At 49.3% G+C, this 4499-nt stretch carries 5 protein-coding genes; 4 read left to right on the forward strand and 1 reads right to left on the reverse strand.

Annotation, left to right across the window (positions count from 1 at the left end):
• Positions 1-241: 241 nt before the first annotated feature.
• Entirely contained in the window at positions 242-952 is a 711-nt protein-coding gene (gene fadR / locus C6Y40_RS04990) for a fatty acid metabolism transcriptional regulator FadR (RefSeq protein WP_105933630.1), read from the reverse strand.
• Positions 953-1409: 457 nt separating this feature from the next.
• Here fadR and nhaB point away from each other — a divergent pair, with 457 nt between their 5' ends.
• The 4 genes from nhaB to C6Y40_RS05010 all read left to right on the forward strand — a co-directional run.
• A complete protein-coding gene (gene nhaB / locus C6Y40_RS04995; protein ID WP_105933631.1) occupies positions 1410-2990 on the forward strand; it encodes a sodium/proton antiporter NhaB in 1581 nt (526 codons plus the stop codon).
• Positions 2991-3004: 14 nt separating this feature from the next.
• Positions 3005-3529 carry a disulfide bond formation protein DsbB gene (gene dsbB, locus C6Y40_RS05000; RefSeq protein WP_105933632.1) on the forward strand — a complete coding sequence of 175 codons (525 nt, stop codon included), beginning with the start codon at positions 3005-3007 and terminating at the stop codon, positions 3527-3529.
• On the forward strand, positions 3526-4080 hold the full coding sequence (locus tag C6Y40_RS05005) for a GNAT family N-acetyltransferase (protein WP_105933633.1): 555 nt from the start codon (positions 3526-3528) through the stop codon (positions 4078-4080). Before dsbB ends, C6Y40_RS05005 begins: the two co-directional genes overlap by 4 nt.
• Positions 4081-4254: 174 nt before the next feature.
• Positions 4255-4499: phage integrase N-terminal SAM-like domain-containing protein (locus tag C6Y40_RS05010; RefSeq protein ID WP_170308412.1), on the forward strand; the 245-nt coding region annotated here is incomplete at its 3' end.

The raw sequence follows: 4499 nt of genomic DNA on the forward strand, positions 1-4499 counted from the left end.
TCACCCTGCAACAACGCCTAAACCGCTTCCTGTTCGTCAGGCCAGCATTTTGCCTTCGGCTTCATTCAGATTTCACCTCGCGATGAACACCCTTGCCGTTCGGCTAGCACTTCCCCTTGCTGGGTGTGCAGAGGACTTTCACCTCCAAGTCATCGACTCACCACCACAATGAATCGAACAGTGCTTTCGCACTACGCGCCATGCCCGGCGCACGATAAAAAAAGAGCCGCGGATGCGGCGCTTAATCAACTAAATCCTGAGGCATGGTTTCGCGAACTTCATTCCAGACCCGCCCTGAAGCATAACCATATTCGCGGACTACTGCGGGTACCGACTTGTAGTCACCTTGCTCGGCAACCTGCTGTAATTTGGCGTAGAACTCTTTAGCTACATCGCGTGCACGTGGGTCTGAGAAGAAGAAACCACCAATGCGCGAATACAAACCACGGAAGCCGTTCATCATCAGCACAAAGACATTGTTGCCTGACGCCAGGGCTAAATCGTGGTTCAGCTGATAATCGAAGTGCGCAAACGCTTTACCGTCTTCCTCAACCTCTTTATAACGTGCAATGATAGCGGCTGATTCCTGAGGATTTTTGCGGATAGCACCGCGAATAAATACAGCGCTCAGATTGGTCCGGGCTGCCAGCAGATTATCGACCAGTTCGGGAATACCATCCTGATCGAGACGAGCCAGCGTTTCAAGGATATTAAGGCCGCAGGTTTCCCAGAAGTTGTTCACTTTGGTTGGCTTGCCATGCTGAATGGTTAACCAGCCATCACGGGCCAGACGCTGCAACACTTCACGTAAAGTGGTGCGTGTTACGCCAATAAGCTCAGACAATTCCCGTTCAGCGGGAAGAATAGTCCCTGGAGGAAAACGTCCGCTCCAAATCGACTCTACGATGTATTCCTCGGCAAAACCAGCCGGACTTTGTGCCTTGTATATCATATTTGCTCGCCACCGAACGTTCTTGTTATTTTCAAACTGATTGTACCAGATGAATTTTCATAAGCACAATGAATAAATCGCCGTTAGGCAGCTTGAATCACCTAACTTAAATAGATACGACCAATTGTAACAGTTCTACGTGTTAAAACAGCATAACAAACTGGTTGACAAGTGACAGTTTTTCTCAGTCTGACAATGAAATATGCGCAAGAGCAGCAATAATTTTCACTTCGCGCATTTTTTAAACAGCTGTGCGCAGATGGTCTGAGATACGTCGCTTTCTACTTCCTGTCGGGATAGATTTCGGTTAGTCTTTGCAAGCATTAGACGAAAAGTGTCCTAAAAACAGACATTCACATTCAAACTGTCACCCAGGTGGTGACAAAAAATTATAAATCTCGTCTATTATTAGCTGAGAACAACAAATTAAGCCTGTGATAAAAAAGGAAATTACTCCATGCAAACCTCTATGACCATGGCGATCTATAAGAATTTTCTGGGGCATGCGCCAGACTGGTATAAAAAGACCATTATCGGCTGTTTAATTGCTAACCCTCTGATTTTCATGCTCGATCCATTTCTGGCCGGCTGGTTACTGATTATCGAGTTTATCTTTACCCTGGCTATGGCGCTAAAGTGTTATCCCCTGCAGCCCGGCGGGCTGTTACTTATAGAAGCACTCTTCATAGGCATGACAACCCCCCAGCACATGATGCACGAGATAGAGGTCAACCTCGAAGTGCTGTTGCTGTTGGTATTTATGGTGGCCGGTATCTACTTTATGAAAGACCTGCTGCTGTTTCTGTTTACCAAGCTGGTTATTCGGGTGCGAAATAAAACCGTATTGTCACTGGCGTTCATTATTGCTTCGGCGTTTCTATCTGCTTTCCTCGACGCGTTAACCGTTGTTGCGGTAATCATCGCCGTTGGCCTCGGTTTCTACACCATTTACCACAAGGTCGCATCGGGCAAAGAATTTCATCACGAGCACGACCATACCTCCGACGACAGCGTGGCAGATTTAGGTTCTAATGATCTGGATGACTTCCGCGCCTTCCTGCGTAACCTGATGATGCACTCTGCAGTCGGTACCGCGCTGGGTGGTGTAATGACCATGGTAGGCGAACCGCAAAACCTGATCATTGCAGATAAAGCCGGCTGGAACTTTGTAGAGTTCTTCATCCGTATGTCACCCATCACCATTCCGGTATTCCTGATGGGTATCCTGACTACCGTCATGCTGGAGAAAACCAAATTATTTGGTTATGGCGCTAAGTTGCCAGACGCAGTGCGTCAAATTCTGGTGGATTATGATAAGTCGATGGATCAGGCCCGCTCCGTGCGTGATAAAGCGCGCCTGGGTGTGCAAGCGCTGATCGGTGTATGGCTGGTTGTAGGCCTTGCCACACATATGGCCGCGGTAGGCTTAATCGGATTATCAGTTATTGTACTGGCCACCTCCATGAGTGGCGTTATTGAAGAGCACGCGCTGGGTAAAGCCTTTGAAGAAGCGCTGCCCTTTACCGCTCTGCTATGCGTATTTTTTGGTGTGGTCGCAGTCATTATCGAACAGGGTTTATTTGCACCGGTTATCCATTGGGTACTGGGTTTTGAAGGCACCACACAGCTGGTGATGTTCTATCTGGCCAATGGGGTGCTGTCGATGGTGAGCGATAACGTGTTTGTGGGCTCGGTATACATTACCGAAGTCAGCACCGCGCTGGCCAACGGCGAAATTACCCGTGACCAGTTTGACTTACTGGCAGTTGCTATTAACACCGGTACTAACCTGCCAAGTGTGGCAACCCCGAATGGTCAGGCTGCGTTCCTGTTCCTGCTGACATCGGCGATTGCACCGCTGTTAAGACTCTCCTATGGCCGCATGGTCTTTATGGCCCTTCCTTACACCATAGTACTGGCAATTGTAGGCCTACTGGCCACTTACTGGGGCCTAGCAGACGCCACCCAATGGCTTTACGACATGCACCTTATCGAACACCACACAGGTGTTCCCGGTGCCGATAACAGCGGCCACTAGGAGCATTATAAAGAATGGGTTTGTTGAATGGACTTAGTAGCTGGGCAGAACAAAAGTCTGCCTGGCTGGCACTCCTCGCCACCTCGCTGGCACTGGAGTGCACGGCGCTGTATTTTCAACACGGCATGGGTCTTGAACCCTGCATAATGTGTATTTACCAACGCACAGCGATGTGGGGCATTGTGCTGGCGGGCCTGCTGGTGCTGCTGTTCAACCACCCGCTCACTCGTTTGGTAAGTTATGGATTGTGGGGATACAGTGCAGTAAGAGGCTTTATGATAGCTTCTGAGCACATTGAAATTATCGAGTCGGACGATCCGTTCTTCGGCACCTGTGAAATCTTCCCTAATTTCCCCGAGTGGGCACCGCTACATGAATGGCTACCTGCCATATTTGCAGCCCGTGGCGACTGTCTGGAAAACAGCTGGCAGTTCCTGTCGATGGGGATGGCTGAATGGATGCAAATCATATTCGGCGCCTACTTTGTAGTATTAGTGGTTGTGCTGCTGGCCAGAGTTATCGATAAGAAACTCTTTTGATCGATCTGACAACCCTGCCAGTCAGACTGGCCCCCATTTTTACCGATGCCGGGCCAGTCAAAATTATTCGCGCCCACCACAAATACGCACTGGCCTTGTCTGAAGCAGGCAAACTTGCTTGCACCTCCATTAAGCCCTGGATGGGTTCAGGCTTAACTCCCACTACTCTGCGACATGCTGAATCCCTCATCGAGACATTCGAGCAGCAACGTAAAATCGGCTACGGTATTACTTACCTGCTGATGTGGAACGAGCAATGTTTGGGAATGGGCCTGCTTAACTACATCCATCCGGTGCATCTCAACGCCAACCTGGGGTTATGGCTGGTTCCTGAGGCCAGAGGCCGGGGCCTGGCAGTTAAACTGTGTGAACGCCTGATAGAAATTGCCAGACAGCCTTTAGGCCTTAACCGTTTAGAGTATTTCACTCTGCCGGATAATCAGGCCAGTATTAAGCTTGCCCACGCCATTGGCGCCAAAAAAGAAGCCCTCTGCAAACGCCGTATTCTCAATCAGGATGCCCTGCTCTTCAGCCTACTGCTCAACCACTAGTTTTCGCTAATTCATCCTTACAAGTAAATAATGACGTCTGCTTAAGACAAGGGGACTAAACCGCTCCGCGGTAGTAGTGCCGCCCCCACCTCATTAATTATATTCTGATCTCGTTCTCCGCTTCTAAGCTGAAGGAAGGGCAATGTCGCCCTGAATTCACTCAGGAGTGAAACCATGAGTTACTTTGAAGGATCCAACCCCATACGCCAACGCATGATTGAAGATATGACCATGCGTAGGCTCAGTCCTAAAACGCAAATAGGCTACATCAGAGGCGTGAAGAAACTCGCTACCTTTTTGAAACGCTCGCCAGAGGATGCCACGGCTGAAGAATTGCGCCAATTCCAACTCGCATTGGCCGAGCAAGGTACATCTAACATCACCATCAATGCCACGTTATCGGGTTTAACGTTCTTATT

The sequence above is a fragment of the Marisediminitalea alba genome (assembly GCF_002993365.1).
Lineage (GTDB): Bacteria > Pseudomonadota > Gammaproteobacteria > Enterobacterales > Alteromonadaceae > Alteromonas > Alteromonas alba.